We start from the raw sequence: 26,307 nt of genomic DNA on the forward strand, positions 1-26,307 counted from the left end.
TGGGTGCTCCTCTTTTATGTAATTGCAAAATGAACTTTGGCGCGTGCAGACGGGTGACGGGTCGTGCAGACAATGTGTAGATGTGCCTGCACGCTGTAACGCGTTGATAATCAATGCGTAATAATTGAAAAGTGTAGAGTGTAGACAAAATGGCTTTTTTGTAAATATAGTGCTGTCTACACGCTTCGCTTGTCTGCACACGTGTCAGTTCATAACCTGTGCGTTGTGTGTTAGAGTTCGAGGTCGCCGTCGTGGATTTCGTGCCAGGGCAGTCCTTGCTTGTTGAGCTCGTCCATGAAAGGATCTGGGTCGAACTCCTCAACGTTCCACACGCCAGGCTTCTTCCACAAGCCGAGCATAAACATGCGTGCGCCAATGCAGGCAGGCACACCAGTTGTGTAGCTGACGCCCTGCATGCCCGTTTCGTTGTAGGCCGCCTGGTGCGAGCAGTTGTTGTAAACGTAGTAAGTGTGTTCCTTGCCGTCCTTGATACCACGTATGCGGCAGCCGATGCTTGTTTCGCCCTCGTAGTTCTCGCCAAGGTCCTGCGGGTTGGGCAGTACGGCCTTGAGGAATTGTAGCGGCACAATCTCCATACCTTGATACATAATGGGCTTGATAGAGTCCATGCCGATGTTTTGAATGACACGCAGGTGGGTGAGGTATTCCTGGCCAAATGTCATCCAAAAGCGGGCGCGCTTGATGGTGGGGTAGTTCTTTACAAGGCTTTCAATCTCCTCGTGGTGCAGCAAGTAGCTCTCCTTGGGGCCGATGTTGGGGTAGGTGAGCGGCTTGTGAATTTCGAGCGGCTCAGTTTCAACCCATCGTCCGTCTTCCCAGTAAAGACCTTTCTGAGTTATTTCGCGAATGTTGATTTCGGGATTGAAGTTGGTGGCGAAAGCCTTATGGTGGTTGCCGGCATTGCAGTCTACGATGTCGAGATACTGAATTTCGTCAAAGTGGTGCTTGGCAGCGTAGGCCGTGTAGATGCTTGTTACGCCCGGGTCGAAGCCACAGCCCAATATGGCTGTCAGTCCGGCCTTTTCAAAGCGGTCTTTGTAGGCCCATTGCCATGAGTACTCAAAGTGTGCTTCGTCCTTGGGTTCATAGTTGGCAGTGTCGAGATATGAGCAGCCGCATTGCAGGCAAGCCTCCATGATGGTGAGGTCCTGGTAGGGCAGGGCAAGGTTCATGACCAGGTCGGGCTTGAACTCGTTGAAGAGTGCTACGAGTTGCTCCACGCTGTCGGCGTCAACCTGGGCGGTTTTGATGTCATCGCGACCAATGGCCTTGACAATGGCGTCGCATTTCGACTTGGTGCGACTTGCTATCATGATTTCGCTAAACACATCAGTGTTCTTTGCCACCTTGTGGGCAGCTACGGTTGCGACGCCACCGGCGCCGATAATCAATACTTTTCCCATTTATACTATGTTGATATTATGTAGGTGTTGTTCGTTGTGGTTTGTGGGCCCAGAGGACCGCGGTGCAAGGTCTATAATTGCACACTGCCTTTTACAATGACCTTCTCGCCACACTTTATTTCAAACAGGTGACGGTCGGCATTTTTGCTGTCAATGTCGTGATACACCTCAAGTGTGTCGCCACAGTACGATTCGAGGCAGTATGCCATTTCGATGCGGTGGACGGGGTGCTCACGCAGCAGTTCGGCCGAGAAGTAGTCGAGCAGCAGTTCGATGTAGCGTATGGAGTTGACGTGCCCGTTGATGTCGAGGTCGGAGTAGGCCGCTTTGTGTGTGAGCACGAGTTCGGCATTTTTCATGCGAATGCGTCCCATTGGTGTAATAGGCGACGGACGTTCGGGTATGAGCACACTGGCAAATCCGCCATTGGGCAGTTGCTCAAGGTCGGCAGGCTGCCGTGTTTCGGTGTCAATCAAGGCCCAAATGCTTGTGGCGTGGCCATAGGGCGTGCCGTCGGGCCTTGTGATGCTGAAGTGCCGGTCGGTAAACTGCCGGTAGAGGCGGTCCACCCATGTTTCGATGCCAAAGTCCTCGCCCGTTTTGGGCAAGCTCTCCATCTCGATGACCAAGCGCGACAATACCCAGGCATGATGCAGCTTAATCATTTGTGGGTAGCCAAAACCATGCTCGCCGGCATGCAGCGAGGCGCAGCGCAAAATGAGGTTGCCCAGGTTGCCCCAAGCCAGATTGCCGCAGATGTCCTCGGTAAAAGGCTCGACGTTGTAGTTATATGTGCTTGACTTTTCCATAATGGTACTTCTTTAGTGGTGTGGCAGGCCGTCTGTTAGGCGCATCAAAGTTTTATGCTGATGTGATGTGCCAGTTTGTGCCTGCTATTTTCGGAGCACCGGCTAACAGTCGGAGCGATGCTTAATGCAAAGGTATGTAATTTGCCCGTAATTAAGAAATAAATGTGTGGTTTTTCAGTATGTGACATTTTTGCGAACATTTTTGGTGCAGATGTTCTTTTGCTTTTTCATAATTAGAGTAAATTTGCAACCGCAAACACCATCACAAACACAAGGGCGGTTCTAAAAATTCTGATTTTAGAGTTCTCCTATTCTGAAATGTGATTTGTCCTCTCTCGAAAGCGTCTTTTTGTAAGCAAACTCAGTCGCATAGCCCGCTATGCTCCTTCGCTTGCTTACAAAAATACACTTCCGAGAGAGAACAAATCCCTATTTCAGAATTATTAGAACCGCCCATAACAGACAGACAATACAACATGGGAGGTTTTTTTGGCACCGTGTCACGCATTGAATGTGTGGCAGACCTGTTTTATGGCACCGACTACAATTCGCATTTAGGCACCCGCCGTGGCGGTATGGCCACTTACAACGCGTCGGACCGTACGTTTACACGCTCGATACACAACCTTGAGAGCTCGTATTTCCGCACCAAGTTTGAACCGACATTGTCGCGCTTTGCAGGTGCTACATCCGGCATAGGTGTGATTAGCGACACCGATGCACAGCCACTTGTGCTGAACTCCCACTTGGGACGTTTTGCCATTGTGACTGTGGCTAAGATACAGAATATGGACGAGCTCGAGCAGCATTTGCTTGGTCAGAACATGCACTTCACCGAGTTGTCGTCGGGCAAGACAAATCAGACGGAGTTGGTAGCCCTGCTCATCATTCAGGGCAAGACTTTTGAGGACGGCATAGACAATGTGTTCCGCCACATCAAGGGGTCGTGCTCCATGCTCCTGCTAACCGAGGACGGCATCATAGCAGCCCGCGACTCGTGGGGCCGCACCCCCATTGTTATTGGTAAGAAAGATGGTGCTTATGCTGCCACGAGCGAGAGCACAGCTTTCCCCAACCTGGATTATGTGACCGACCGTTATCTCGGTCCGGGCGAGGTAGTGCGCTTGCGTGCCGACGGCATAGAGCAGCTGCGCGCTCCGCGTGAGCAAATGCAGATATGCTCATTCCTGTGGGTGTACTACGGATTTCCCACCTCAACCTATGAGGGCCGTAATGTGGAGGAAATGCGCTATGACAATGGTTGCATGATGGCTGCCGAGGACGATACCGAGATAGACTGCGTGTGCGGTATCCCCGATTCGGGCGTGGGCATGGCTTTGGGTTATGCCGCCGGTATGCGCAAGCCTTACCAGCGTGCCATATCAAAGTATACCCCCACATGGCCGCGCAGCTTTACGCCCGCCAACCAGTCGATGCGTTCGCTCGTGGCCAAGATGAAGCTCATACCCAACCGCGATATGCTCAAGGGCAAGCGCGTGCTCTTTTGTGACGACTCGATTGTGCGCGGCACCCAGTTGCGCGACAATGTGGGCGTGCTGTTTGACGATGGGGCGCGCGAGGTGCACATGCGCATAGCTTGTCCGCCGCTTATTTATGGCTGCCCATACATAGGCTTTACGTCGTCGAAAAGCGACATGGAACTCATTACACGCCGCATCATTGGCGACTTTGAGGGCGATCCGAACAAAGACCTTGCGCTTTATGCCACAACCGACTCGCCGCAGTATAAGCGTCTGGTGGAGGAAATACGCAAGCGCCTCGGCTTGACCTCGTTGCGTTTCAACAAACTCGAAACTTTGGTCAAGGCCATAGGGCTGCCCAAGTGCAAACTTTGCACCCATTGCTTTGATGGCACAGGTTGCTGCGGCCATTAAGATGCGCTTTTGCACGCCTAAGCCAGACGCGAAGTTTTAGTAAGTTTAGTGCTATATCAATACGGACGTTGCGGCTTGTAAGTTAGGGTGCAACTGTTCCAACACGCGGTAACCCAGGGTTAAGGGGAAGTCGCGCCATGTAAAGGCGTTCTTCTGACATATTAGGATCGTCTTTTTGTTTCAGAATATTAAAATCACGTTCAAAGGTGGCCATAAGCCACCTTTGAACGTGATTTTAACATAATTCTCTATATGGAAGATGTAGCAAATACATACCAGTTTCCATCTTTCCCCTGACGTTGTATGTATCCTTTGCTTGTCATCTGTTGCAACTGCTTCTTTACCTTTGCACTTCAAAATTAGCAATAAAAAGACCAAATTACCAAATATCAGAGGGCTATAGTTGAATGGAAGCCTAAGCCTTTAATGGGCAGAGTTATGCGAATGTCAATTATTTTCGCTATATTTGCATCGATATCACATTATGGAAACAGATACTGTAAATACAAAAGCAGAGCCTGCTTATCGCAGCAGGTTGAACACCGAGAAGGCAAACGAACTGTACATACAAATATTAGAAAAGCTGACGCGCGAGAAACTGTATCGTGACCCGCAGTACAACACCAAGCGGCTTGCGGCCGATTTGCACACAAACACACGCTACATATCGGCGGCCGTGGCTTTGTGTACAGGCAATAATTACAGTGCATTGGTCAATAGCCTGCGTTTGCGTGATGTGTGTAAAATGATGCGCTCGCCCAAGCATAAGGACATGACGGTTGAAGAGATTGGCTTGTTGTCGGGCTTTTCGTCGCGACAGGCTTTTTATTTAGCCTTTCATCGCATATATGCCTGCACGCCGCGGGCCTATCGTTTGCAAATCAAGAAAGAACTTGGATTTTAACCTATTACGGCTCCATGTTAAACGAAACAGAGAAACAACAAATTACGCAACTCGTGCATCACTGGGTGGTGCCGGCCATAGGGTGTACTGAACCAATATGTGTGGCGCTTGCAGCCAGCAAGGCCGCCGAGGTGCTTGGTGGTGTGCCCGACCGCATAGAGGCACGCCTCAGTGCCAACATACTAAAGAATGCCATGGGGGTGGGCATACCCGGCACAGGCATGGTGGGGCTGCCCATAGCCATAGCGTTGGGCGTGCTTGTGGGCAAGTCGGAGTACGGACTTGAAGTGCTTCGCGACAGCACTCCCGCCATGGTGGAACAGGGCAAGGCATACATCGATGCCGGACGTATAAACATTGCGCTCAAAACAGATGCCCCCGAAAAACTATACGTTGAGGTGGTGGCGCACGATGCCGACGGTCATAAGGCAACGGTGGTGATAGCGCGTGAACATACACATTATATATATGTGGCCAAGGACGATGAAGTGCTGTGCAATGAACCTTTGCAACTGAATGCCCATGCCGGAGCCTGTGGCGCGGATATACCGACGGCGAAATCGTCGTTGCAACTGACGCTGCGCAAGGTGTGGGAGTACGCCACGACCATGCCTTTGGACGAAATCAACTTTATAAATGAGGCACGCCGATTAAACGGTGAGGCTGCCCGCTTATCGCTTCAGGGTAACTACGGACACTGCTTGGGCAAGGTGCTGAGCCGTCCGCTCGGTCGCGGCATAATGGGCGACAGCATTTACTCGCACATCATATCGTCGACGGCTTGTGCTTGTGACGCCCGCATGGCTGGTGCCATGATACCTGTTATGAGTAATTCGGGGTCGGGCAACCAGGGCATCTGTGCCACCAATCCGGTGGTGGTGTTTGCAGAGGAAAACCATAATACGGCAGAGGAAATGACACGCGCCCTCATGCTGTCGCACCTTACGGCCATTTACATCAAGCAAAACCTTGGCACACTGTCGGCCTTGTGTGGCTGTGTGGTGGCTGCTACAGGGTCGAGCTGCGGCATTACCTACCTGATGGGGGGCGGCTACGAGCAAGTGACCTTTGCTGTGAAAAACATGATAGCCAACCTGACCGGCATGATATGTGATGGTGCGAAGCCAAGTTGTGCCATGAAACTGACTACAGGGGTGAGTACCGCAGTGCTTTCGGCCATGCTGGCCATGCAGGGAAACTGTGTGACAAGTGTGGAGGGCATCATTGATGATGATGTGGACCAAAGCATACGCAACCTTGTGAGCATTGGGGCCGATGCCATGAACGAAACAGACCATTGTGTGCTCGACATCATGACGCACAAGCATTGAATGGTGCTCGTATAAACTTAGAACATATGCGTTGGCGGAATTAGTAAACAAGTTGACAAGTTAACGGGTTAACAGGTAAGTTTGCCAAGCTTTTTTTAAGCTTCTTGCCAGTCTTACTTTAACATAATAAGTAGTATGTAGCATACTTACTTGTTAACCTGTCAACGCGTTAACCCGTTAACCTGAAATTCCGCCAAAGGGTTAGAATATCTACTTATCTTTTTATCTATAAACAATTTCAATGAAGAGAATTCTTGCTACATCACTGCTGCTTGCCACACTGAGTGCAGGCACTGCAACAGCTCAAATAAGCTTGGTAAACCCAGTGCCGCAAAAGGTGACGGCATCGGGTAAAGGCATTGTGGCTGCACCTGCCGCATGGCGTGTAATATGCGACAAAAATCGCACAGGCTGTATAGCCGATCAAGCCTTGGTCAAGGCTACAACAGTAAAGCAACAACCCAAGGCTGCATACAGCGTAACAATAGGTGTGAAGGGTGACAAGGCTGTAAGCAAAGTGGCCAAACTCATACCAGCTAAAGCCGAGGGCTACTATCTGTCTATCACCGACAAAGGTGCCGTAGTGGCTGGTGCCGACGAAGAGGGCCTGTACTATGGTGTGCAGACATTGCTCGCCTCGGTGGCCGAGGGCAAACTTGAGTGTTGCACCATTACCGACTGGCCCGATGTGCCGTTCCGTGGCACAGTGGAGGGTTTCTATGGTACGCCATGGAGCCACAAGGCACGCTTGAGCCAGATAGAGTTTTATGGCCGTAACAAGATGAATGTGTACATTTATGGTCCTAAGGACGATCCCTATCACCGCAACCATTGGCGTGTGCCTTATCCCGACGAGGAGGCACGCCGCATACAGGAACTCAATGAGTATGCCAAGCAGTGTGGCGTGAACTTTTATTGGGCCATTCACCCGGGCGTGGATATCAAATGGAATGATGCCGACCGCGATGCTCTGATGGCAAAGCTCGAAAAGATGTACCAACTTGGCATACGCTCGTTTGCGGTGTTCTTTGATGATATTTGGGGCGAAGGAACCAAGGCCGACAAGCAGGCTGCTTTGCTCAACTATGTGGACGACAATTTCATAAAGAGCCACAAAGATGTGAAACCGCTCATTATGTGCCCCACAGAGTACAACCGTTCGTGGGCAAATGATGCCGGTGGTTATTTGCGCACTTTGGGCACAAAGATGAACAAGGACATACAGATAATGTGGACGGGCAACTCGGTGGTGCACTGCATAGACAAGGAGAGTATGGAGTGGATTAACCAGCGCATCGACCGCAAGGCATACATTTGGTGGAATTTCCCTGTGTCAGACTTCGTGCGCGACCACATCTTGCTTGGTCCGGCATACGGCAACGGACTTGACATAGCCAACGATATGTCGGGCTTTGTGTCAAACCCCATGGAGCACGCTGAGGCTTCGAAAATATCGCTTTACGGCATTGCCGATTATACTTGGAACATGAAGGCCTACGATTATAAGGCCGACTGGGAGAAAGGTTTGAAGGCTGTGTTGCCCGACAACTACGAGGCATTGCGCACCTTTGCGCTCTATAATAAAGACCTTGGACCTAATGGCCATGGTTTCCGCCGCGAGGAGGGTGATGAACTCAAGCCTGTGGCAGATGCCGCACTTAGTGGCGACCTTAAAGGCGTGCAGAGCTTGCTCGGCAAGTGCTACGAGTTGCGCATGGCTGTTGACGTGTTGTTGGCCGACAACAGCAATCCAGAGTTGAGGCGTGAATTGCGCCCATGGTTGTTGCAAGGTAAAAATGTGGCAGACTATGGTGTGGCCGTTTGTGCCATGGCTGGTAACCGTAAGTACCCCAATGCCTTCCCAAGCTTTGAACAGGCTTACAAGCAGGCGCGTGCCTTGCAGGTGCAGATGTATGAGCTCGAAAACTCAGATGTGCGTCATGCGTTGCAGCCCGGCATCAAGGTGGCAACCAAGGTGCTGCTCCCCACGCTCAACAAGCTGTTTACCCTGACGGTTGAGGCTTATAACAAAGAGAATGGCACTTCGTTCGTTAGCGAGGCAGAGTATAATCCTTACAAGATAGAGTCTACTGTGCCACAGTTGGCCTTGCTCCCCGTTAGTGTGCGCGGCAACGATGTGACGGTGGCTCCCTCGCTCGAGGTGATAAAATGGGCCAAGGGTGCATCATTCACTATTGAGAGCGACCGCAATGTCACCTTCGCTGGTATGGAATTTAATTTGGGCGTGCCAGGTGTGGCCAAGAATTTCAAGCTCGAACTGTATGACAATGGCGTGTGGAAGGAAGTAAGCTTGCTGCACTATCGTGACAATGACCCTGTTATACACACGGGTAACGAACTGGGCGGCATGCAGGCATCGAAACTCCGTATCACCAACGTGAGTGGCGCTGACCAAGAAGTGTACTTCAAGAACTTTAAGTTTGTCAAGCAGTAAAGGCTTGCCGGGCTACTTAGGTTTTGCCCCATGTGTATAGAGCGACCTTTGGCAAATGTATTGCGTTTTGCCAAAGGTCGCTTTGTTTTTGGTCTGTGCCAAGGAGGTGTAAACGAAAGTTTTAAGACTTTCGTTTTGCACTTCGCTCACCTTGCACTTTGGCTGACGCCCAAGTTAGGCTGCGGTTCGGAATTGAAAACGAAAGTTTTAAGACTTTCGTTTTGCACTTCGCTCACCTTGCACTAACTTTGCACCAAAATAACAAAAATATAACTGAATGAACGTTTTAGATCTTAGCGAACAAGAAATACAGCGTCGTAATTCGCTTGACGAATTGCGCAAGATGGGTATAAACCCTTATCCCGCAGCCGAATATAAGGTGACTGCTTATAGTGACGACATCAAAGCGAACTTTAACGAAGAAGAGAAGCGTGAGGTTTGCATAGCAGGCCGTCTGATGGGCCGTCGTGTGATGGGTAAAGCCAGTTTTGCCGAGTTGATGGACTCTAAAGGACGCATTCAGGTGTATGTGACACGTGACGATGTGTGTCCGTGCGAGGATAAGACGCTTTACAACACCGTGTTTAAGAAATTGCTCGACTTGGGCGACTTCATAGGTGTGAAAGGTTTTGTGTTCCGCACACAGACTGGCGAAATATCAGTACATGCGCAGGAATTGGTACTCCTGTCGAAGAGTCTGAAACCGCTGCCTGTGGTAAAGGAAAAGGACGGCGTGACGTATGACGCCTTTAACGATCCCGAATTGCGCTATCGTCAGCGCTATGTTGACTTGTTGGTAAATCCGGGCGTGAAGGACATCTTTATGAAACGTACGCAGGTGATCAAGACCATGCGCGAGTACTTTGACGAGGCTGGTTATACTGAGGTTGAAACACCTATATTGCAGCCAATTCCTGGTGGCGCAAGCGCACGTCCGTTTATTACGCATCACAACTCGCTTGACGTGGACTTGTATCTGCGTATCGCTACCGAACTCTATCTGAAACGCTTAATTGTAGGCGGATTTGAGGGCGTGTACGAAATTGGCAAGAATTTCCGCAATGAGGGTATGGACCGCAACCATAATCCGGAATTTACTTGTATGGAACTTTATGTGCAGTACAAGGACTATAACTGGATGATGTCGTTTACCGAAAAACTGCTGGAACGCATCTGTGTGGCTGTAAATGGCAAACCCGAAAGCGTGATTGACGGCAAGACTATCAGTTTCAAAGCACCGTTCCGCCGTCTGCCCATACTCGAGGCTATCAAGGAAAAGACTGGCTACGACCTTAATGGTAAGAGCGAAGACGAAATCCGCGAGATTTGCAAGAAACTCAACATGGAAATTGACGACACCATGGGCAAGGGCAAACTCATTGACGAGATGTTCGGCGAGTTCTGCGAGGGCACTTATATCCAGCCAACCTTCATCACGGATTATCCTATCGAGATGTCGCCGCTCACAAAGAAGCACCGCGACAATCCGGCACTCACCGAGCGCTTTGAATTGATGGTTAACGGTAAGGAACTGGCAAATGCCTACTCGGAGCTCAACGACCCGATAGACCAGGAGGAGCGTTTCCAAGATCAGTTGCGCCTCTCTGAAAAGGGTGACGACGAAGCAATGTTCATTGACCAAGACTTCTTGCGCGCACTGCAGTATGGCATGCCGCCCACATCGGGTATCGGCATCGGCATAGACCGATTGGTTATGCTTATGACTGGCCAGACACAAATTCAGGAAGTGCTCTTCTTCCCGCAGATGCGTCCTGAAAAGAAGGCACCGCGCGACAAGGCCGACAAGTATGTGGCTGCTGGTATAGCCGAAGAGCTTGTTCCAGTGTTGCAAAAGGTGGGTTACTACCTTGTGAGCGACTTGAAAGATGTGAAGGCTCAGAAAATACAGCAGCAGATTGGTGAGGTAATCAAGAAGTATAAACTTGATATAACCAAACCAAGTGTGCAGGATATCGAAGCCTGGAACGTTTAAGGGTGGTTCATATATTTCTGATATTTAACATGCAAAATACTTGATTGTGTGTTGAATATCAGAGTAGTCACCTGTAATCCTTCCAAATAGTTTTGCTAACAAGCATAAGTTCTTTCTATTGTGTATGATTTAGGTAACATAGCCGTTATGGGTAGTGGCAGTTGGGCCACGGCCATTGCAAAGATGCTCCTCGAAAAAGTTGAGCATCTGCATTGGTATGTACGCCGACAAGATGCCATAGATGACTTTATACGTATGGAGCATAATCCTTCGTATTTGACGAGTGTGCATTTCGACCCTCGGCGTATTACCTTCTCAACCGACATAAACGAAATAGTGCGCTCATGCCGCACGTTGGTTTTTGTCACGCCATCGCCGTATCTTAAAAATCATTTGAAGAAGCTTAAGGTAAAGCTGCACGACAAGTTTATCATTACTGCCATCAAGGGTATTGTGCCAGACGAGAATTTGGTCTGTTCCGAGTTCTTCAGGGTGGTATATAATGTACCCGATGAAAATTTGGCTGTGCTTGGCGGTCCGAGTCATGCTGAGGAAGTGGCGCTGGGACGTTTGACGTATCTGACCGTAGGGTGTGCCGACAACAACAAGGCACGCGCCTTTGCCGAGACATTGGCCTCGGGATATGTCAAGACCAAAACATCTTCCGACGTTATAGGCATAGAATATGCCTCGGTGTTGAAAAATGTGTATGCCATAGCGGCAGGCATTTGCAACGGACTGAAGTATGGCGACAATTTCCAGAGCGTGTTGATGTCGAATGCCGTGCAGGAGATGAACCGTTTTCTGCGTGCAGTATATCCCATAGACCGCTGTGTGTATGACAGTGTCTATTTGGGCGACTTGTTGGTTACGGGGTATTCAAACTTTTCGCGTAACCGCGTGTTTGGCACCATGATAGGCAAGGGATACAGCGTGAAGTCGGCACAAATTGAAATGGAAATGATTGCCGAGGGGTACTATGGTACCAAATGTATGAAAGACGTAAATCGCCACTATCATGTCAATATGCCGATACTTGATGCGGTGTACAACATATTGTATGAACGCATATCGCCAAGTATCGAGATAAAACTGTTGACAGACTCGTTCAGATAGTGGGATATTCGCTTCAATAAAGTTTCATAATGTGAACACATGGCGGAATTGATGTCAGGCATTAACTCCGCCATGTGTGTGTTATATAAATAAGTGATGTCATTGTTTGAAATACATAAATATACCGCAGCCGACAAGGAGACTTGGAATGCCTTTGTGGCGGAGTCGAAAAATGGTACATTCTTGTTCGACCGCAATTATATGGACTATCACCATGACCGGTTCGACGACAACTCGCTGATGTTCTATGCCAAGGACAAGTTGTATGCTATTTTGCCCGCCAACAGATGTGGCGATTGTTTGTGCTCACATGGCGGTTTGACGTATGGCGGGTTGGTGATGACGAACAAAGCCACTGCCTCAGAGGTGCTTGCTTTGTTTGAAGAACTCAACGTCTACTTGCGCGGTACGGGTATTGGAAAGGTGCGCTACAAGGCTATACCATGGATATACCACCATGTGCCAGCTGAAGAGGACCTCTATGCTATATTCAAGACATGTAATGCCCAGCTCGTGGGTCGAGACATCTCATCAAGCATCATTATGAGCAATAAGCCAAAGTGGCATCATGGGCGAAAGTATGGCATAACGAGATGTCGTAAAAATGGTGTGACCATACAGCAGAGTGACGATTATGCAGCCTTCTGGCAAATACTGCAGGGTAATTTGCAAGCACGTTATGGTGTACGTCCGGTGCATACGCTTGACGAGATGCTTCTGCTCAAATCGCGTTTTCCCGATAACATACAACTTTATACTGCGCAGTTAGACGGCAGAGTGATAGGCGGCACCGTGTTGTACTTGACAGGCAAGGTGCTGCATACGCAATATATATCTTCAACATCAGAGGGGAAGCATCTTGGTGCGGTTGATGCCCTGTTTGACTGCATACTGAACAAGGATTATGCCAACTATCCCATATTTGACTTTGGCAAATCGACTGAAGGTGATGCCAGCACACTCAACGAATCGCTCATTTATCAAAAAGAAGGCTTTGGAGGGCGTGGCGTGTGTTACGACACCTATGAGTGGCGTGTGTGACATGCGCCACAAGGGCGAAAAGTAGTTGGCGCAGATACAAAAGCCTGGTCGGGGGGGGCTTTCCGCAACAGTCTTCGCAACACTCCCCGCACCGCTGTATTGTAATGACAAATGTGCATTATGAGTGATAAATAAAGACTTGTGATGTTTTTTATACTCCAAAACTTGGTCCGCCCCATAAAAAAGCAGTAATTTTGTAACCGATATGCTGCATATCAGGCATTTTAGAATGTCCATTTTGGGCGTTTTGATGCGTGTGCAGCTATAAAACGTATTTTGATAACTCATAAAACAAGCAATATGTCCTCTACAAAGAAAATCAAGACAGCTCTGGTATCAGTGTTCCACAAAGATGGTTTGGAAGCTCTGCTTGCCAAACTGCACGAAGAAGGTGTGCATTTCCTTTCAACAGGTGGTACACAACAATTTATTGAATCTTTGGGCTACCCTTGCCAAAAGGTTGAAGAAGTTACAACTTATCCCTCAATTTTGGGCGGCCGTGTAAAGACTCTCCATCCCAAAATCTTCGGTGGCATTTTGGGTCGTCGCGAACTTGATGAGGACAAGCAGCAGATGGCACAATACGAAATACCTGAAATTGACCTCGTGATAGTAGACCTCTATCCGTTTGAGCAAACCGTTGCAAGCGGTGCAAGCGAGGCTGACATCATCGAAAAGATTGATATAGGTGGTATTTCACTCATTCGTGCAGGCGCCAAGAATTTCAAGGACGTGGTGATTGTGCCTTCAAAGGCCGAGTATAAGCCATTGCTGGACATCATCAGCAAAAACGGTGCACAAACCACTCTCGAAGACCGTCGTTGGTTTGCAACACGCGCTTTCGGCGTGAGCAGCCATTACGATACCGCAATCCATAATTGGTTTGAAAAATAATAGGACACATGGGTATATTTTCAAAGTTCTTTTCTTTCACGCAGGAGTTGGCCATCGACCTCGGTACTGCTAACACCATCATTATTTCAGATGGTGAAATAGCCGTAAACGAGCCTTCGGTCGTGGCACTCGACACACACAGCGAAAAAATGATCGCTGTGGGCGAGGAAGCCAAGCGCATGTATGAAAAGACAAACAATAAGATACGTGTAATCCGTCCGCTCCGCGATGGTGTGATAGCCGACTTTAATGCTTGCGAGCAGATGATGCGCGGCCTCATCAAAAAGGTACATTCAGGCAAGCGCCTGTTCTCTCCCTCGTTGCGCATGGTTATTGGTGTGCCGAGTGGTTCGACCGAGGTTGAATTGCGTGCTGTGCGCGACTCTGCCGAGCATGCTGGTGGTCGCGACGTATTTTTGCTCTACGAACCTATGGCCGCTGCTATAGGTATAGGCATTGATGTCAATGCGCCTGAGGGCAACATGATTGTCGACATAGGTGGCGGTACCACCGAAATCGCTGTCATATCGTTAGGCGGCATTGTGTCGAACAACTCTATCAAAATGGCTGGTGACGACTTTACCAGCGATATTCAAGAGTACATGAGCCGTCAGCACAATGTGCGTGTGAGCGAGCGTATGGCTGAGCGTATCAAAATAAATGTAGGCGCAGCTTTGACCGACCTGCCAAATCCGCCAAAGGATTATTTGATACATGGCCCAAACCGTATTACAACCATGCCGATGGAGGTGCCCGTATGCTATCAGGAAATAGCACACTGCCTCGAAACTTCTATTGCCAAGATAGAGCAGGCCGTTGTAAACGCATTGGCCAACACACCGCCCGAACTCTATGCCGACATTGTTAAGAATGGTATCTATCTTACTGGTGGTGGTGCCTTGCTTCGTGGCTTGGACAAGCGCTTGAGCGATAAGATTAACATTCCGTTCCATGTGGCAGAAGACCCCTTGCTCTGTGTGGCCAAGGGCACAGGCATTGCATTGAAGAATGTGGAGAACTTCACATTCCTGATGCGTTAATGAAAACAAGACGGCAGTAATGCTGCAGCGCATGCGGTGTAGCTATGCTGATGCACAATTATATAATAAAAGGACGAGTGGCCTCACCCTCTCGGTCCCCATCTCCAAGGGGAGGGGGTAGCCGAGTGGGTGAGGCCCGCGTTTTATGACGGCATAGCATGCGTGCTTGCAGCCCTTGCGGGCACAAGGTTACGCGCCAACTTGTTCTGTCTCATTTCTACAACTTCATTAAGTGAGTGCCCCCTCTCTCTCCAAAAAAAAAGGCACTTGTTTATATCTATAATAAATTATATGAGTGAAAGTAACGGCAAGGGCGGTTTGGTCGACTTTGTTGGGAAATACAATTTCTATCTGCTGTTTATCGTGCTTGAGGCAGCAAGCCTTACATTATTGTTCAAGTTCAACAGCTATCAGGGCAGTGTATGGTTCAGCGCAGCCAATTCGGTGGTGAGCCGCATCAACGGTGCTTATACCGACATGGTAAGTTTCTTCCAACTCAAGGAAGTCAACAGCCAGCTTACAGCGCAAAACATAGCCCTTCAGCGTGAAACCGACAATTTGCGCCAGGCTTTGATAACAGTTACAAAGGACACGACACTGACCGAGAAGTTGATGCGCGACAAACTTGCGGGCTACAACCTGATGCCAGCCACCGTGGTGTCGAACAGTGCCGAGCGCACCAACAACTATATTGTGATAGACCGTGGCACACTCGATGGCGTACGACCCGAAATGGGAGTCGTTGGTGGTGGTGGCGTAGTAGGTATAGTTTACCTTACGGGGCCGCACCATTCGCTGGTGATACCCGTCACCAACCGCAAGTCGAGCATCAGTTGCCGTGTGCGTGGCCAGAACTATTTTGGCTACTTGCAGTGGGACGGCTCAAGCATGCTAAGTGCTTATCTTGACGATGTGCCCCGTTATGCCAAGGTCAAAGTAGGGCAGGCCGTCGAGACGAGTGGTTACTCAGCTGTATTCCCGCCGGGCATATTTGTGGGCAGAGTGCGTGCCATAAGCAACTCTGCCGACGGGCAGTCATACCGATTAGACGTAACACTCGGCACAAACTTTGCCAACTTGCGCGATGTGTTGGTCGTGACAACTCCCTACAAGGCCGAAATAGACACCTTACAGGTGCATGCTTTACAGGTTGACGATGCTGCGCAAGCCGGCAAGTAGTCATATCAGAGCAGCGAAAGTGCTTCGAGGCCCTCTCCACATATCATCAACAAAAACTTAAAACATACGTAACTGTGTTTCAAACCTTTATATCGCGCATAGTGTGGTTCGTCATGCTATTGTTGTTGCAAGCATTAGTGTTCAACCATGTACACATCTTTGGCTATGCCACCCCTATGCCATACATTTACTTCCTGCTCATTTTGCCAAGCGTCACACCGCGTTGGCTGTATGTGCTTTTAGGCTTTTTGCTTGGCCTGAGTGTCGACCTCTTCACCAACACCCCAGGCATGGCAGCTGGTGCCCTGTGCCTTTCGGGGTTGGTAACGCCATGGTTGCTCAAGGCCTTTGCACCCAAAGATGATAACGACAGCTTTGTGCCATCGCATAAAATTATGGAGTGGAGTTCATTTATGAAATACGTGTTCTTCAGTGTACTGATTTACTGCGTAGCCTTCTTTGTGCTCGAGGCCTTCTCCTTCTTCGATTGGCAGATATTGCTCATCAACATTGCAGGTAGCACGCTTTTGACCACATTATTCATTGTGGCTATGGAGCTGATACGAACAAAATAGTACATTATATTGAGAGTGGGTTTAGATGGTTGGAGTGCCATGTGCAAGCATTGCAAAGTTCAGCCCTCTAAATCCATTTTGGGTGGTTCTAATAATTCTGAAATAGGGATTTGTGCGTTATCGGGAGTGTATTTTTGAAAGTTTGTGAGGGAGCATAGCGGGCTATGTGACCGAACAAACTTTCAAAAAGACACTTTCGAGAGCGTACAAATCACATTTCAGAATAGCAGGACTCTAAAAACAGAATTTTTAGAACCACCCTTTTGTTATACAAATGCATAATGAGAACCTCCAATAACTTCGAAATACGCAAGTTCGTCATCGGAGGCGTGGCCATAGGCATAATTCTTATTTACATGATCAGGCTCTTCACACTACAGTTGTGGAGTGACGATTACAAAAAGAATGCCGACTCCAACGCCTTCCGCAAGGACATACAATACCCCTCGCGCGGACTGATACTCGACCGCAAGGGCCGGTTGCTCGTCTACAACGAACCATCGTATAACATAATGGTTGTGATGAACGACCAACGGGGCGTCGACACACTCGACTTTTGCCAGACAATAGGCATCACCAAGGAGTACTACATCAAACGCATGGCCGACATTAAAGACCCGGCCAAAAATCCTGGCTACTCGCGCTACACCCCACAGTTGTTCATGGCCCAAATTCCCGCCCAGGAATTTTCGCTATTCCGCGAAAAGCTGTTCCGTTTCAAGGGTTTCAGCGTCGAGAAACGCACAACCCGGCAGTACACCAGCAACATAGGCGCCCATCTGCTTGGCGATGTGGGCGAAATCAGCGAGCGTGAGCTTGAAAAAGACTCTACCAAGTACTACGCCTCGGGCGACTACATAGGCAAACTCGGTGTGGAGCGTGCATACGAAACGCAGCTGCGTGGCGAAAAAGGCATGCGCATCATGTTGCGCGACGTACACGGCCGCACACAAGGTCATTACCAAAATGGCAAATACGACAAAAAGGCACAACCCGGCAAAAATATCACCCTCGGCATAGACAAGGACCTGCAAACCCTTGCCGAGCGATTGCTCGAGGGGAAAAAAGGCGCCATCGTAGCCATCGAACCTTCCACCGGCGAGGTGCTTTGCATGGCATCAGCCCCAACCTACGACCCACGAACAATGATAGGCCGCGATCGTGGCAAGAACCACATGCTGCTCGAAAAAGACCCCAAGCGCCCCCTGCTCAACCGTGCCATAATGGGTACCTACCCGCCAGGTTCTACATTCAAAATCACACAAGCACTCACCGGACTGCAAGAGGGGTCCATCGACACCCATATCGCATTCCCCTGCCACCACGGATTTAACTACAAGGGCTTGCACGTAGGCTGCCACGGACATGCCTCTCCCATCAATCTTGTGCCGGCCATCGGTACATCGTGCAACTCCTACTTCTGTTGGAACCTCTTCCGCTTGCTCAGCAACAAGCGCAAATACGGGTCAGTGCAAAAGGCCATGACCGTGTGGAAAGATTACATGGTGCGCATGGGCTATGGCTACAAACTTGGCATCGACCTACCTGGCGAAAAGCGTGGTATGATACCCAATGCACAATATTACGACAAGGCATACAAAGGCTCATGGAACGGCCTCACCGTCATATCCATAGCCATAGGGCAGGGTGAGGTAACGGCCACCCCGTTGCAAATATGCAATTTGGCAGCCACTGTAGCCAACCGCGGTTACTTCTACACCCCCCATGTGGTGCACGCCATACAAAATGGTAGCATCGACCCCATTTACCGTACAAAGCATTACACAGGCGTCGACCGCAGGTGGTACGAATACTGTGTGGCGGGCATGCGCAAGGCTGTGCTCGACGGCACATGTCGCGCCGCCAATTTACCGGGCTACGAAGTGTGCGGCAAGACTGGTACGGCACAAAACCGTGGTCACGACCACTCCGTGTTTATGGGTTTTGCCCCGATGTCGAACCCCCGCATTGCCGTTTCGGTATATGTTGAGAATGGTGGTTTTGGCAATGTGTATGGTGTGCCAATAGGCGCCCTCATTATGGAGCAATACCTCAATGGCCACTTGTCAAAGTCGTCTGAAATTAAAGCACAACATTTTCAAAACATGCACATAAAGTATGGTGATTGACCCCATGCTTGGCATTAGCTGAAACACTTCTTATGTTAAACGAAAACGAAAAATACCCGCTCTTCAACATCGACTGGGTTGTGCTCTCACTCTACCTCATACTCCTGGTGTGCGGTTGGTTCAGCATTTGCGGAGCCAGTCACGAGTTGGGCGACACCAATTTCTTTGAGTGGAGCACACGCACCGGCAAGCAGCTCGTGTGGATAGCCTGCGCGTTAGCCTTGGGCTTCGTCATCATGATGACGTCCGACCGTTATTACGACACCCTGGCCGGTTTCTTTTATTGGCTCATGATGCTCGTGCTGCTCGTCACACCATTCATAGCCAAGGACATCAAAGGCTCGCGCTCGTGGGTGAGTTTGGGCTTTTGCAACATACAGCCAGCCGAGTTTGCCAAGTGCGCCACGGCCTTGGCGGTGGCCAAACTTATTGATGAGTATGGCTTTACCCTCGACAAGATGCGCAACTTCTTCAAGGCCGCAGGCCTCGTGCTGCTGCCCATGGTGCTTATTGTCTTGCAGCGCGAAACGGGGTCGGCACTGGTCTACCTGGCTTTCTTCCTTATGTTCTACCGCGAGGGCATGCCTGGCAGCATACTCTTTATAGCTGTTGCCGCGGTAGTCTATTTCGTTGTAGGCATACGCTTTGGCACCACCGAGCTGCCTGGCACACTCTCGTCGGTAGGCGAGTTCGTTGTGCTCACCCTGATATGGTTGTTCACCATAGGCATGTTGCACGTTTACGTCCCCCGCAACAAGTCAGCCCACCTATTCACTCTGGTGGGTGCGGGTGCCATAATATTGTCACTACTCGTGTCGGAGTTTATAATCCCCTTCGACATATCGTGGGTGCTGCTCGCCCTGTGCATCTTCATGGCCGGCTATTTGGCATGGCAGTCGTTAGGCCAGCGTGTCAACACCTGTCTGCTCATAGCCGTATTCACACTGGGCAGCACGGCCTTCCTCTACACTGCAGACTTTGCCCTCAACAATGTGCTTGAGCCCCACCAGCGCGTGCGCATACAAGTGCTGCTTGGCATGAACGAGGACAACCGTGATGCAGGCTACAACGTAAACCAGAGCAAAATAGCCATAGGCTCGGGCGGACTCGAAGGCAAGGGCTTTATGAATGGTACACAAACCAAGCTCAAGTATGTGCCCGAGCAAGACACCGACTTCATCTTCTGCACCGTGGGCGAGGAACAAGGTTTCTTAGGCTCCGCCGGTGTGCTCCTGCTCTTTTTGTGCATGATATTGCGACTGATATATCTCAGCGAGCGGCAAGTCACAACCTTTGCCCGTGTCTACGGCTATTCTGTCACCAGCATACTATTATTTCATGTGTTCATCAATGTAGGTATGGTTATGGGCGTCACGCCAGTTATTGGCATACCATTGCCTTTCTTCAGTTACGGCGGCTCATCATTGTGGGGCTTCACCCTCATGCTCTTCATATTCCTGCGCATGGACGCCAGTCGCAAGCGTCCCATACTTGGTGCGTGATGAGCTATGCAGAACTTTAATACAGAACGAACACAAACATATAATCGAAAATGAATTACAACAAATATCCCCAATCGCCCAACCGCTGGCGCGCGGTATCCATCGTATTGTTTTGCCTGCTCGTAGTGATTGGCATTATTTATATGAAACATTCGTCGGGCGAGCAAAAGCTCCTCGTGCCTTCTGGCACCTCCGACACCGCCCACCAAGTAGCTGTGCCCGACACCACCATAGCCCCCGAGGTCATGCCGCAAACCTCCGACACGGTGCAGCCCACACAGTTGCCCGACACCATTTTGGGGCGCGACACCCGCAGCCCCTACGAGGCCGGTTACGACGACGGCTATGCAGCCGGTTGTGACGATGGTGCTGCCAAGGCTGACCATGCCACCTACGACGAGACCAACAACTTTGCCACCAAGCCAGAGCAGCAAAATTACGTGCGCGGCTACCGCGAAGGATATGCCAAGGGCTACGACAACGGCCGCCAGGGCAAGCAATTCAATATTTGAACATCTGCTTAAGATACATTGCAACACACACTAAAGGCTTGAAACCCTACTCCTTCATGAGGAGGGGCTTCAAGCCTTTAGTGTGTTGTAAGCTTCCCGTGTAGGTCGTATAGTCTTATATAAGAGTGTTGCTGTTCGATGAAACGTAAATATGCGAACGGACTCAAGCACCAAACGCTACCATCAAACGCAACCATCAAACGCTAGCTCTAATGGGGGCGACGCGTCTCGCGTCGGGAAAAGATGCAGCCATTATTTAGCAGAGTTCGTATTTTCCTCCTATCTCTATCCCGACGCGAGACGCGTCGCCCCCATTAGAGCTTGCGTTTGGTGATAGAATCCATTCGCTTGTTTACGTTTCACCTAACAGCCTATCTCCAATTATTACTGCCCGGTAAATCTTTTTCCGTATTTTGTCTGCACTCTGCACTTTTGTCTACACTCATACTGATTATCAATGAGTTACGGCGTGTAGACAAAGCGAAATTTTGTCTGCACTATTACCTACACTCATGGCAGGTGACTGTGTGCACTTGCAGCATCAGGGGAGCATCGATCGGGCATAGGGAGGGCGGATATTCGATTGCTCCGACAAGTTTAACGCCCTCCCTATGCCGAAATACCATGTTGGCACGACCTGTGTGATGCTTGCGTATGTAAGCTTGTGCAGATAGTGCAGACAGTGCAGATAAAAAGTGCAGCGTGCAGACGGTAGTGCATACAAAAAACAGACTTGTCTACACGCCGTAACTCATTGATAATCAGTGTGAGTGTAGACAAAAGTGCAGAGTGCAGACAGTTTGCCAAAAAAGTGCTGTGAGGGGTGTGCAGGGTGTTTGTTACGGGTGCATTAGTTTGGGCGCTTACGTGTTCAAGGCAGATATTTATATGTCGGGTAACATTTAACCGGACGGCGATTATGCCAAATCAGTGTAATCGGGAATATCCTGCAAGTATTCCACTTTCATGCTTTGATAGTTAACATGGCAACAATAGTGTTTGATGCCATTGCTCACAATCAAATAGTCAGCCCTTAACACACTGTTGTAAGCATATATTTGCTGAAATACGTGCTGCGTGATGGCAATGTGTGGTGCTTTATATTCAATTATAACGCGAGGCACTCCCCCCGTGCGGTGGTATAGCACACTGTCGCAGCGGCGTGCCACGCCCCCCACGTTGATGGTCACCTCGTTGGCCAACAAAGCGGCCGGGTAACCCTTATGCTCCACCAGGTAATGCGTAAAGTGCTGCCGCACCCACTCCTCGGGCGTGAGCCGCAAGTAGCAGTGGCGCAAAAAATCATATATGGCAGGTTGCCCGTTGCGGTTGCTGAGTTTCACCTCGTAGGCGGGCAGGTTGAGTGATTGCATGATTATAATAAGAAACGTTTAATGGAAAGGCAAAATTACAATTATATTGTGATAGCAAGCGGCTTGCTTGCATATAATGTGGCATACCATGTTGATGTTTGATGATGTTTGCCGATGTCTGCCGCCAAAAGAGATAAATTAGATTTTTTAACACCTTGACAAGCACTTTCTTAGTTTCTTTGTGTATTTTTGTGCATGATATTTAGCTCCGCCGCTATATATGTGGCCATGTTGTCTAAAAAATATTATCGAGGTTGTTAACCTTTTGATGCTTTCCGGCATAAAGAGAAGAACATCATTATTAAAACCATATTTATTATGAAAAAGTTGCTACAAAATTCTGGGCTCGCACTGATGCTGGCCCTTGGCATGAGTTCATGTTCAATATCGTCAGAATGGTACTATCAAGTCTGCAATATGCAGGCCGACCAGTCGTGGGTGGAACCTGGCACGGAAAATGACACCGATCAACCATTCTCGGGTGCCAATGCCGACTGCCGTGTAGAGTACGATTTGTGGGGTGAAGGTGGTAACCTCAATTCTGACATTACGAATAACACCGAACGCAACATTTACGTGTATCTGCCAGAGTGCTTTGTGATAACAAACGGCTATTCGAATGATTATTACAGAGACGAAGAGGTGCAAGTGGGCGCTAAACGTGTGCGCAGCCCCAAGGTGGTGTGCATTCCTCCCCATACTACTAAGAGCTTACAATGCAAGTATGCAATAAACAATGGTTTGTTTGCTGATTGCAATTTCGACATGTTCCCCAAAAAGCAGTCTGCACCTGTAAAATTTTACGAAACGAATTCGCCGCTTGTTGTAGAGAATCTTATTGCTTACAGCTATACACCCGACTGCAAGGAGTTGATACGCTGGAACCACAAATTCTGGCTTGAAAGTATCACCAACTATTCGAAGCGCGCATTGTCGAAGAAGTACGAATACGAGGACTGCCTGCACAAAGACTCTTTTGGAGAGTATGTCTCTGGAACATGGACCTTTAGGGAAAAGATTTCACCGCGTGTATTCTATAATACTTACGAAAAGGAGAACACCCACTTGTGGCGTCTGAAGGTGAAGAATACTGATAAGGACAAGTCCTTTACGGTAAAAAAGTGAAAGACAGAACGCGAAGATTGGCATTACGAGGGCGATTGTGCCAAAATGTAATGATAATCGGAACGTCTGAATTGACGCAGGTATTTTAATTATTGGCGTCTGGTAGAACGTAAACAGGCAACGGACTCAAGCATCAGACGCTACAATCAAGCGCTACTACTAAGCGCTACTACTAAGCGCTAGCTCTAATGGGGGCGACGCGTCTCGCGTCGGGAAAAGATGCAGCCATTATTTAGCAGAGTTCGTATTTTCTTCCTATCTCTATCCCGACGCGAGACGCGTCGCCCCCATTAGAGTTAGCGTTTGGTGATAGCGCTTAATGATAGCGTTTGGGGCTTGGTAGTGTTTGGTGCTTGAGCCCGTTCACATGTTTACGTTTTACCAGACGGCAATAATATACAACTATATACAATACAGAAAATCCGCGATGCTGAACTTTAGGCATCGCGGATTTTCTGTATATACAGTTAGCTCTTAGTCAATAGCTACAAATGCGGCCCAATAATAGGGGTCGGTAGCTCCTTGCTCAATGAGGTAGGTGCGGGCGCGTTTAAGTGCTTGACGTGTGTTGAGGCCATTGGCAAGCTGACGGTAAAATTCGGTCATGAACATACACGTTGTTTCGTCTGATACCTTCCAAAGCGTCATGACAATGGTGCCGGCACCGGCTTGCTTGAATGCCCGTTGCAGTCCCCATACGCCATCGGTGTTTTCAATGTGGCCGCGTGCCGTTTCGCAGGCAGAGAGAACCACGAGCCGGGTGTGCGACAGGTCGAGACGCGAAATTTCGTCTGCTGTCAGTATGCCATCTTCCACCCCCCTTGGCAAAGGCTTGCACTGCCAGGCATTATTGCCACCAGCAAGCACAAGGCCGCTCCACATCATATAGTTGCCATTGGGCGTAAATGCCGTGCGCGATTGTGCAAATGGCGAATTGTCGTATTGCTGCATGGTGCTTATGGCAAATCCGTGCGTGGCAATGTGCAGTGCGTCAGGTGCATGTCCGTCCAGGGCTTTGAAAGCCTCTTCGGTGGCTTGGGCGTCGGTAAATGTGCAAACTTTGGCGCCATGGGCCCGGACTATGGCCGCAATGTTGGCCACTTCGTTGCGTGTGGCAGGAATGGTGTGCCAGTTTCCGCGTGTGTCGTCGCCTCGCATAGCCAATTTGCTGCTGATGTCCTCGTGTTGAATGACATGGTGGGGAGAGGTAGCTTTGACCATTTGCTGGGGCGTCATGTCGTAGTCGGGGCAGCCCATGGCCACAACATTCTTGATGGGGGTGACGTTGGTGGCACTTTTTATTTTAAGCGGAGATGAAAGCAGTGTGAGTTCTGTTACATCGCCTAACCGCTTGTTGTTGTGCTGCATGAGTGCATCGAAGTTAAGCGTGGCTAAATTGCCTGTGGTGGAGTAGTAAATGCGCTTGGCCCCCCTTAGGTGTGGCATAAGTGGAGCCCACAATTTGTCGTATAAAAGCTGCGCATTGCCGGCGGCATAAGTTTCGGCGGCATACTCTGCTGTGGGCGTGGCGGTAAAAAACAGACTGTCGATGTCCTCGTATGGCCCCAAGTCTACCATGGTTGGGCCATCATTTTGTTGGGAACGTACAATATAGGCAGCATAGTGGAGCGTTTTTGCCAGCTCGCCGTCCTCAACATCAAATGTTGGCAAATTGCAATAAAGCACGTATGCCTCGTCGGCCTTCAGCATCTGTTTGGTGCTTTCGTATGTGGCGGTTTGTGCTTTCAGTGTCAGCTCAAATTGATTGTCGGCACGCAGCAAGTTCTGTTCTATATCAATGATAGCATGGTGAATGGAGTCGTATTGCGCAGTCGAAATGTGTCCTTTGGCAAGCATCTGCCTGAGGTGTGCCAGCTCGTTGCATTTGCTGCTTTTGTTGGCAAAGTCTTTAACCATACGGTTTACTGACAGTGAAGCAGAGCGCATGAGCAGATTGATGTCGAACGCCTCTACCGCAGCCTGCGGCACATATCTGACCACAAAATTGTTGCAATCGGACATCTCCTGCGACAGCTTCTTCAGCATGGCCTCGCGGTCTATTTCAGAGAACTTTGAAATAATGGCAAGTGCCTGTTCATAGCCTTCGGTATTAAATTGTCTGAGATTTTCGAGTGCCTTTTTATCGTTTTCTGTCAGTGCATAGTCTATGGACAGGTTTTGGCTTACGGTGTAGGCCAGGGTGGGCGTGGCTTTTTTAACGGTCTCAAGCAGGGGAATGGCTTTGTCGAGTTGGTTCATTATGAAATAGCAGGTTGACAGATTGTTGGCTGCCAGATAATAGACCGAAGCCAAGGTGTCGGGCGAGGCGTTGTCTACAATGTCCTTAAAGCATTCAATGGCCTTTTCGTACATGCCAAGGGTTTGGTACACATATCCGCGCTGGTTTTGAACAGGGTAGTAGCCCATGTATTTTGACAGGTTGAACTGGGCGGTGAGTTTTTGTTGGCAGTTAAATGCCTCGTCAATATATTGTATGGCGTGTTGTGCATCGTCTTGCTCAACATACGCCAAATTGGTGTTGCAACACAATATGCAGTAGTCAACGCCATGGTCGCCGGCAGCGTTGTACATGTTGAGTGCCTTATTGGCGTAACCGAGAAGGGCATCGTAGTTTTTCTTGTCAAACTGCACGCGCGTCTGCATTGTGTGTAGTGCGCGTGTTTGCGGATTGTTGGTTATGCTGTCGCGTGTGTTGTACAAGGCTATGGCGTGGTTGAGCAGTTCTTCCTCGTTGGTGTAGCGCTTTTGCATGCTGTAATATTCAAGCAGCGACTGAATGGCGAATAAGTTGTTTTGCCTTATTTCTTCGGTCCATGCTTTTGAAGCTTCTACTTGTGCTTTGTATGTCAGGCATATTTTGGCACCCTCGTTGTGCCCTTGTTGAATGTTGTAGGCCGCTTGGGTCAGTTCAGCCTTTGTATACGTTTGGGCATGTACTGCAAATGATGTGGCAAACAGTGCAAGTATTATTGATAATATCTTCATGTGG

Annotated in this window: 19 protein-coding genes; 15 read left to right on the plus strand and 4 right to left on the minus strand. The window is 49.3% G+C overall.

Annotation, left to right across the window (positions count from 1 at the left end; translation table 11 throughout):
• Positions 1–230: 230 nt before the first annotated feature.
• Together BQ5453_RS08135 and BQ5453_RS08140 are read right to left on the minus strand one after the other, a co-directional pair.
• A complete protein-coding gene (locus BQ5453_RS08135) occupies positions 231–1,424 on the minus strand; it encodes a saccharopine dehydrogenase family protein (protein WP_022102736.1) in 1,194 nt (397 codons plus the stop codon).
• A 71-nt stretch (positions 1,425–1,495) separates the two neighbouring features.
• Positions 1,496–2,233, minus strand: coding sequence for an acyl-[acyl-carrier-protein] thioesterase (locus BQ5453_RS08140; RefSeq protein WP_071122804.1), 738 nt, complete (start codon positions 2,231–2,233; stop codon positions 1,496–1,498).
• Positions 2,234–2,709: 476 nt separating this feature from the next.
• On the opposite strand from BQ5453_RS08140, the gene BQ5453_RS08145 reads away from it, so the two are divergent.
• From BQ5453_RS08145 to BQ5453_RS08215, 14 genes are all read left to right on the plus strand, one after another.
• Entirely contained in the window at positions 2,710–4,128 is a 1,419-nt protein-coding gene (locus tag BQ5453_RS08145; protein WP_071122805.1) for an amidophosphoribosyltransferase, read from the plus strand.
• A gap of 484 nt (positions 4,129–4,612) precedes the next feature.
• Complete coding sequence (locus tag BQ5453_RS08150) at positions 4,613–5,032, plus strand: helix-turn-helix domain-containing protein (RefSeq protein WP_071122806.1); 420 nt, start codon at positions 4,613–4,615, stop codon at positions 5,030–5,032.
• Between the two features lie 14 nt (positions 5,033–5,046).
• Positions 5,047–6,363 (plus strand): L-cysteine desulfidase family protein, encoded by a 1,317-nt coding sequence (locus BQ5453_RS08155; RefSeq protein WP_071122807.1) that lies wholly within the window; start codon positions 5,047–5,049, stop codon positions 6,361–6,363.
• 241 nt (positions 6,364–6,604) lie between these two features.
• Positions 6,605–8,818, plus strand: a complete 2,214-nt coding sequence (locus tag BQ5453_RS08160) for a beta-N-acetylglucosaminidase (protein ID WP_071122808.1) — start codon at positions 6,605–6,607, stop codon at positions 8,816–8,818.
• Between the two features lie 277 nt (positions 8,819–9,095).
• Positions 9,096–10,811 (plus strand): lysine--tRNA ligase, encoded by a 1,716-nt coding sequence (gene lysS / locus BQ5453_RS08170; protein WP_071122810.1) that lies wholly within the window; start codon positions 9,096–9,098, stop codon positions 10,809–10,811.
• 147 nt (positions 10,812–10,958) lie between these two features.
• Positions 10,959–11,927 carry an NAD(P)H-dependent glycerol-3-phosphate dehydrogenase gene (locus BQ5453_RS08175; RefSeq protein ID WP_394365348.1) on the plus strand — a complete coding sequence of 323 codons (969 nt, stop codon included), beginning with the start codon at positions 10,959–10,961 and terminating at the stop codon, positions 11,925–11,927.
• 102 nt (positions 11,928–12,029) lie between these two features.
• Entirely contained in the window at positions 12,030–12,968 is a 939-nt protein-coding gene (locus BQ5453_RS08180; protein ID WP_071122927.1) for a GNAT family N-acetyltransferase, read from the plus strand.
• A gap of 300 nt (positions 12,969–13,268) precedes the next feature.
• Positions 13,269–13,862 carry a bifunctional phosphoribosylaminoimidazolecarboxamide formyltransferase/IMP cyclohydrolase gene (locus BQ5453_RS08185; RefSeq protein WP_022102745.1) on the plus strand — a complete coding sequence of 198 codons (594 nt, stop codon included), beginning with the start codon at positions 13,269–13,271 and terminating at the stop codon, positions 13,860–13,862.
• Positions 13,863–13,870: 8 nt separating this feature from the next.
• Positions 13,871–14,902 (plus strand): rod shape-determining protein, encoded by a 1,032-nt coding sequence (locus tag BQ5453_RS08190; RefSeq protein ID WP_022102746.1) that lies wholly within the window; start codon positions 13,871–13,873, stop codon positions 14,900–14,902.
• Positions 14,903–15,193: 291 nt separating this feature from the next.
• A complete protein-coding gene (mreC, locus tag BQ5453_RS08195) occupies positions 15,194–16,081 on the plus strand; it encodes a rod shape-determining protein MreC (RefSeq protein WP_071122811.1) in 888 nt (295 codons plus the stop codon).
• 74 nt (positions 16,082–16,155) lie between these two features.
• A complete protein-coding gene (mreD, locus tag BQ5453_RS08200) occupies positions 16,156–16,656 on the plus strand; it encodes a rod shape-determining protein MreD (RefSeq protein WP_022102748.1) in 501 nt (166 codons plus the stop codon).
• 281 nt (positions 16,657–16,937) lie between these two features.
• Positions 16,938–18,785 (plus strand): penicillin-binding protein 2, encoded by a 1,848-nt coding sequence (gene mrdA, locus BQ5453_RS08205; protein WP_071122813.1) that lies wholly within the window; start codon positions 16,938–16,940, stop codon positions 18,783–18,785.
• 32 nt (positions 18,786–18,817) lie between these two features.
• On the plus strand, positions 18,818–20,287 hold the full coding sequence (rodA, locus tag BQ5453_RS08210) for a rod shape-determining protein RodA (protein ID WP_022102750.1): 1,470 nt from the start codon (positions 18,818–18,820) through the stop codon (positions 20,285–20,287).
• A 50-nt stretch (positions 20,288–20,337) separates the two neighbouring features.
• A complete protein-coding gene (locus BQ5453_RS08215) occupies positions 20,338–20,799 on the plus strand; it encodes a hypothetical protein (RefSeq protein WP_022102751.1) in 462 nt (153 codons plus the stop codon).
• Positions 20,800–21,716: 917 nt separating this feature from the next.
• On the opposite strand, the gene BQ5453_RS08220 is transcribed toward BQ5453_RS08215, so the two are convergent.
• Positions 21,717–22,172 carry a type I restriction enzyme HsdR N-terminal domain-containing protein gene (locus tag BQ5453_RS08220; RefSeq protein ID WP_071122814.1) on the minus strand — a complete coding sequence of 152 codons (456 nt, stop codon included), beginning with the start codon at positions 22,170–22,172 and terminating at the stop codon, positions 21,717–21,719.
• 318 nt (positions 22,173–22,490) lie between these two features.
• Here BQ5453_RS08220 and BQ5453_RS08225 point away from each other — a divergent pair, with 318 nt between their 5' ends.
• A complete protein-coding gene (locus tag BQ5453_RS08225; protein WP_071122815.1) occupies positions 22,491–23,297 on the plus strand; it encodes a hypothetical protein in 807 nt (268 codons plus the stop codon).
• A 474-nt stretch (positions 23,298–23,771) separates the two neighbouring features.
• Here BQ5453_RS08225 and BQ5453_RS08230 read toward each other — a convergent pair whose 3' ends face one another.
• Positions 23,772–26,303: a CHAT domain-containing protein gene (locus BQ5453_RS08230; protein ID WP_071122816.1), complete on the minus strand. Its 2,532-nt coding sequence runs from the start codon at positions 26,301–26,303 to the stop codon at positions 23,772–23,774.
• Between the last annotated feature and the right edge of the window lie 4 nt (positions 26,304–26,307).

It is taken from the genome of Prevotellamassilia timonensis (assembly GCF_900106785.1).
In the GTDB taxonomy this organism is placed as follows: Bacteria; Bacteroidota; Bacteroidia; order Bacteroidales; family Bacteroidaceae; genus Alloprevotella; species Alloprevotella timonensis.

What these genes read in the sequence shown, in the direction of transcription:
- BQ5453_RS08145 (WP_071122805.1), top strand. Translation starts at nt 2,710, where the DNA reads ATGGGAGGTTTTTTTGGCACCGTGTCACGCATTGAATGTGTGGCAGAC.
- rodA (WP_022102750.1), top strand. Translation starts at nt 18,818, where the DNA reads ATGTTAAACGAAAACGAAAAATACCCGCTCTTCAACATCGACTGGGTT.
- mreC (WP_071122811.1), top strand. Translation starts at nt 15,194, where the DNA reads ATGAGTGAAAGTAACGGCAAGGGCGGTTTGGTCGACTTTGTTGGGAAA.
- mrdA (WP_071122813.1), top strand. Translation starts at nt 16,938, where the DNA reads ATGAGAACCTCCAATAACTTCGAAATACGCAAGTTCGTCATCGGAGGC.
- lysS (WP_071122810.1), top strand. Translation starts at nt 9,096, where the DNA reads ATGAACGTTTTAGATCTTAGCGAACAAGAAATACAGCGTCGTAATTCG.
- BQ5453_RS08160 (WP_071122808.1), top strand. Translation starts at nt 6,605, where the DNA reads ATGAAGAGAATTCTTGCTACATCACTGCTGCTTGCCACACTGAGTGCA.
- BQ5453_RS08215 (WP_022102751.1), top strand. Translation starts at nt 20,338, where the DNA reads ATGAATTACAACAAATATCCCCAATCGCCCAACCGCTGGCGCGCGGTA.
- BQ5453_RS08140 (WP_071122804.1), bottom strand. Translation starts at nt 2,233, where the DNA reads ATGGAAAAGTCAAGCACATATAACTACAACGTCGAGCCTTTTACCGAG.
- BQ5453_RS08230 (WP_071122816.1), bottom strand. Translation starts at nt 26,303, where the DNA reads ATGAAGATATTATCAATAATACTTGCACTGTTTGCCACATCATTTGCA.
- BQ5453_RS08175 (WP_394365348.1), top strand. Translation starts at nt 10,959, where the DNA reads ATGGGTAGTGGCAGTTGGGCCACGGCCATTGCAAAGATGCTCCTCGAA.
- BQ5453_RS08220 (WP_071122814.1), bottom strand. Translation starts at nt 22,172, where the DNA reads ATGCAATCACTCAACCTGCCCGCCTACGAGGTGAAACTCAGCAACCGC.
- BQ5453_RS08150 (WP_071122806.1), top strand. Translation starts at nt 4,613, where the DNA reads ATGGAAACAGATACTGTAAATACAAAAGCAGAGCCTGCTTATCGCAGC.
- BQ5453_RS08135 (WP_022102736.1), bottom strand. Translation starts at nt 1,424, where the DNA reads ATGGGAAAAGTATTGATTATCGGCGCCGGTGGCGTCGCAACCGTAGCT.
- BQ5453_RS08155 (WP_071122807.1), top strand. Translation starts at nt 5,047, where the DNA reads ATGTTAAACGAAACAGAGAAACAACAAATTACGCAACTCGTGCATCAC.
- BQ5453_RS08225 (WP_071122815.1), top strand. Translation starts at nt 22,491, where the DNA reads ATGAAAAAGTTGCTACAAAATTCTGGGCTCGCACTGATGCTGGCCCTT.
- BQ5453_RS08190 (WP_022102746.1), top strand. Translation starts at nt 13,871, where the DNA reads ATGGGTATATTTTCAAAGTTCTTTTCTTTCACGCAGGAGTTGGCCATC.
- BQ5453_RS08185 (WP_022102745.1), top strand. Translation starts at nt 13,269, where the DNA reads ATGTCCTCTACAAAGAAAATCAAGACAGCTCTGGTATCAGTGTTCCAC.